Source organism: Myxococcus sp. AM009 (assembly GCF_013372605.1).
GTDB classification, from domain to species: domain Bacteria; phylum Myxococcota; class Myxococcia; order Myxococcales; family Myxococcaceae; genus Myxococcus; species Myxococcus vastator.
This window is the reverse complement of record NZ_JABXEP010000288.1, coordinates 1-4,299: the sequence shown is the minus strand read 5'-3', so window position 1 is coordinate 4,299 and position 4,299 is coordinate 1. Positions and strand designations below refer to the sequence as shown.

3 protein-coding genes are annotated in these 4,299 nt (G+C 71.7%); all 3 read left to right on the top strand.

The genetic code is table 11. The annotated features are described in order from the left end of the window. Positions 1 to 428: PEGA domain-containing protein (locus tag HV824_RS34950; protein WP_176425205.1), on the top strand; the 428-nt coding region annotated here is incomplete at its 5' end. 41 nt (positions 429 to 469) lie between these two features. Then, positions 470 to 2,947 (top strand): TonB-dependent receptor, encoded by a 2,478-nt coding sequence (locus HV824_RS34945; RefSeq protein ID WP_176419390.1) that lies wholly within the window; start codon positions 470 to 472, stop codon positions 2,945 to 2,947. Next, positions 2,944 to 4,185: a hypothetical protein gene (locus HV824_RS34940; RefSeq protein ID WP_176419350.1), complete on the top strand. Its 1,242-nt coding sequence runs from the start codon at positions 2,944 to 2,946 to the stop codon at positions 4,183 to 4,185. Before HV824_RS34945 ends, HV824_RS34940 begins: the two co-directional genes overlap by 4 nt. Positions 4,186 to 4,299 lie beyond the last annotated feature (114 nt).

The window sequence follows — 4,299 nt, the reverse complement described above, 5'->3', positions numbered from 1 at the left end:
CCGTCACACCGCCACCGCCCGCCACCGCCCAGGCCGTGCCCGAAGCCAACGTGCCCGAGGCCGCCAGCCCGCCCGAGGCGCCCGCGATGAGCGCGTCCGACGAGGAGCTGGCCCTGGCGCCGCTGACGCGGCCCAAGTTGGAGCCGGTGCGCTTCCTCATCGTCAGCGACCCCCTGGGCGCGCGCGTGACGTACCAGGGGAAGGACCTGGGCGAGACGCCCCTGAACCTCGAGGTGGCTCCGGATGCGAGCGGCGTGGCGGAAGCGGCGCTGACCTTCACCCTGGACGGCTACCAGCGCGCCCGCGCCGTCGCCAAGGGCGCGGGCCCCGAGGAGCGCTTCACGCAGAAGCTCCAGCTCAAGAAGAAGGCGAGCACGCGGCCTGGAAAGGCCCCAGACTCGTCGCCCTACAAGGACGACCCGTACTAGTGAAAACCCTGACAGCCCTCAAACGAGCGGGCCTCCTCGCGATGTGCCTGTGCGCGGGGGAGGCCCTGGCGGACGCCCGCCTTGAGGCCCGCCGCCACTTCCGCAGCGGCATGAGCCTCATCGCCCAGAAGCAATACGACGCGGGCATCGCCGAGCTCGAAGCCGCCTACGCCATCAAGCCGCACCCCAACGTCCTCTTCAACATCGCCCGCGCCTACCAGGACTCGGCCCGGCCGAGGGAGGCGCTGGAGGTGTACCAGCGCTACCTGGCCAGCAACCCGCCGGACGCGGCCTCCGTGCTGCCCATGGTGGCCGCGCTGGAGGAGCAGCTGAAGGCCGGGGAGGCGCAGGCCGCCGCGCAGGACCCGGCGTCGCTGCCCATGCCGCCGCCCCCCGCGGGCATGCAGTCCCAGCAGCAGCTGAGCGCGCTGCTGGAGCGGCTGGAGAAGGCGATTGAGCGGGCCGAGGCCATGCCCGTGGGGAGCGCCACCATCCCCGGCCTGACGCCCACCGGCGCCGCCCCCGCCAGCGCGGACGACGCGGCCGGCGGCGTGGACCTGGGCGCGGTGCCCTACGAGGAGCGCGTGGTGACGGCGAGCCGCCGCGCGCAGTCCTCGCTGGACGCGCCCAACGCCACCACCGTCATCACCGCCGAGGACATCCGCCTGTCGGGCGCCACGTCGCTGCCGGAGCTGCTGCGGCGCGTGCCCGGCGCGGACGTCATGGCCCTGGGCGTGGGCAGCGCCAACGTGTCGCTGCGCGGCTTCAACCAGCGCATCGCCAACAAGGTGCTGGTGCTGGTGGACGGCCGCACGGAGTACCAGGACTTCCTGGGCCTCACCATCTGGTCCTCCATCCCCATCGGCCTGGAGGAGATTGAGCGCATCGAGGTCATCCGCGGCCCGGGCAGCGCGCTGTACGGCGCCAACGCCATGTTGGGCGTGGTCAACATCATCACCCGCGCGCCCGGCACCGGACCGCGCGCGCGGTTCAACGTCACCGGCGGCACCGGCAACACCGCCGCGGGCTCCTTCGTCAGCCATGGCGGCTCGGGCGCGATGCGCTACCGGGCGGCGGCGGGCTATTCGCAGACGGACAAGTGGAGCCGGGACTACGCCAGCGGCCTGCCGGACGTGACGCTGCGCGGCCCCGACCCGGACCTGGGCGCCCGCGGCGCGCGCGCGTCGCTGTCCGCCGTGTACACCTTCGCCGAAGGACGGCAGGTGGGCCTGTCCGGCGGCGTGAATCGCTTCACCACGGAAATCTATCCGCCGGGCCTCTTGCGCAACTACTTCATTGACGGCGTCAACGCCTTCGCCAAGGGCGACGTGGAGCTGGGGCCGCTGAAGCTGAAGACGTTCTGGAACCACATCTCCAGCGACGCGGGCCCGCAGTATGAAGCCACCGGCCAGCGCTCGCTGGTGACGTCGCTCAGCTCCAACCTCTTCAACGCGGAGCTGCTCTTCGCGCGCGACTTCGAGCTCGCGGGCACGCACCAGCTCAACATCGGCGTGGAGGGCCGCCTCAAGCGCGTGGACTGGGGAGACTACCTGGGGCCGCTGCGCGAGCAGGTGCACGCGGCCTTCTTCGTCCAGGACGAGTGGCGCATCGTGGAGCCGCTGGCGCTGGTGGCCAGCTACCGCGTGGACCGGCACCCGCTGCTCAACCTGGGCAGCCCGGGCCTGGCGCACTCGCCGCGCATCTCCGCGCTGTTCAAGCCCTTCGAAAACCACGCCTTCCGCGCGAGCGCGGCCTCCGCCTTCCGCGAGCCCACGTTCCTGGAGAGCTACACGCAGTTGACGGTGCCCGTGCCGGGCATCAACGGCGTGAGCACGCTCACCACCGGCAACACGCAGCTGCGCCCCGAGCGCCTCACCGCCTTCGAGCTGGGCTGGCGCGGCGAGTCCCCGGAGCTGGGCATGGACCTGGACGTGGCCGTGTACCAGAACCGGGTGAGAGACCTCATCGGCCTGTCCGGGGTGACGCGGCTGCCGCCGGGCCAGTCGTACGACGCGGGCACTGGTTCGTACCTGCTGGGCAGCTCGTCCTTCCAGAACGAGGACGCCGTCTACACCGCGCGCGGCGCCGAGGCCGGCGTCACCCTGGCGCCGGTGGACGGCCTGGGCTTGAAGTTGAGCGCGTCGCTGCAGGACGTGACGTCGGACCGCGAGTCGACGGCCGAGTGCGGCCCGTGCAACCAGGCGCCACAGTTCCGGCTGTACGGCGGCCTCACCTACCGCTCTCGCGCGGACCTGGAGTTCGGCGTGGACGCGGCCTACACCTCCGCCTCCACGTGGATTGAGCGCGAGCCCGCCGCCGCGGACCCCACGCGCATCGACCTGGTGTCCAACCCGCTGCGCGCCTACACCGTGGTGAACGCGCGCGTGGGCTACATGGCCGTCAAGGACACCGTCACCGTCGCGCTGGTGGGCAGCCACCTGGGCGGCGCGCATTCGCAGCACCCCTTCGGCAATCGCATCGAGCGGCGCGTCTACGCGACCCTGACGGTGACTCCATGAGCCGCCCCCTCCTGTCCTCCTGGAAGCGGGCCGCCGGTGGCCTCGCCCTCGCGTCCGTGCTCGGGCTCGGCTGTGATTCACCGCCCGTGGTGCCCACCGCCGACGTGCGGCAGAACACGCGCACCGCGCGCATCGACGGCCACCTGGTGGTGCAGTCACGCGCGCGTGGCAACGCGGTGGTGTTCCTCTACGACGCGGACCGGCCCCCGCCGCCGCAGGGCACCGGCCGCCCCGTCACCTTCACCGTCGTCTCCGCCGAGCAGCTCTTCGGCCCGGCGCTGGCGGGTGACACGCCCGGCCCCTTCGTCGCGCCCTTCAGCTTCAGCCTGGTGCCCGCGGGCCGCTACCTGCTCCGCGGCTTCATTGACGTGAACGGCTGCGGTCCGGGCGCGGACGCCTCCTGCCGCCGCTCCGACTTCAACCCCTGGTACGGCGTCACCAGCGAGCCCAACGCGGGTGACGTGGGCGGCGCGGCGGTGGACGCCACTGGCAGGCCGCTCACGGTGGAGGTCGTCGTGGACGCAAACGGCCAGCCGCAGCCCGTCACCGGCGTGGCGGTGAGCTTCTCCGACACCGCGCGCGTGCCAAGGGATCGGCCCACGTTCCAGGTGGTGCAGGGCGACGGGCAGCTGGGCAGCGCGCAGAAGCAGCTGCGCCTCCAGCCGCTGTCCCTGCATGACGGCGCGGTGAACCAGCGCCCGGACGGCTTCGCCGTCAGCTACGTGGACGCCAACCACGACGGCATTCCCGACGACGCCAACCAGGACGGCGTCCCCGACCTCTGGCCGCGCGTGGTGGTGCGCAAGCTGGCGAATGACGCCAGCAACCTGGTGGACGAGAACGACCTGGACCGCGATGGTGTCCCGGACGCGCTGGGTGTGGACTACGCACGCGCGGACACCGGCGCCCTGGACGGCCAGCCGGATGTCGTCGTGCTCGCCGCGGGGCTCGTCCCGGACGGCCCCATCGCCGCGCTCACTGACGAGAATGGCAACCCGCGCATGGAAGGCGCCAGCGTTCCGGAGCTGCAGGTGGTGGTGCGACCCCAGGCACTGGACGTCCGGGTGCCCGAGAACCCAGTGCCACTGCTGGCGCTGCCCCGAGGTCGCTACGCGGTGGTGTTGATCCAACCCAGTGGCCAGACATGGCGTATGCCCAATGAACTGGCACCCACCCTGGCGTCTGGACTGGGGCTTCCCGCTGTGGAAAGTCAGGCTTTCTTCCTGGAGGTTCCCTGAGTGGTGGTGCTTTGACTTCGGAGGCTCCATCCGCCAACATGATCGCCGTTCCCCGGGGAACTGCCCCAATTGAGGTTGATGATCCGATGAAGGCCGGAACCCTCCCCGAGCCCC

Coding starts and splice junctions, on each gene's coding strand:
- HV824_RS34940 (WP_176419350.1), top strand. CDS start 2,944: ATGAGCCGCCCCCTCCTGTCCTCCTGGAAGCGGGCCGCCGGTGGCCTC.
- HV824_RS34945 (WP_176419390.1), top strand. CDS start 470: ATGTGCCTGTGCGCGGGGGAGGCCCTGGCGGACGCCCGCCTTGAGGCC.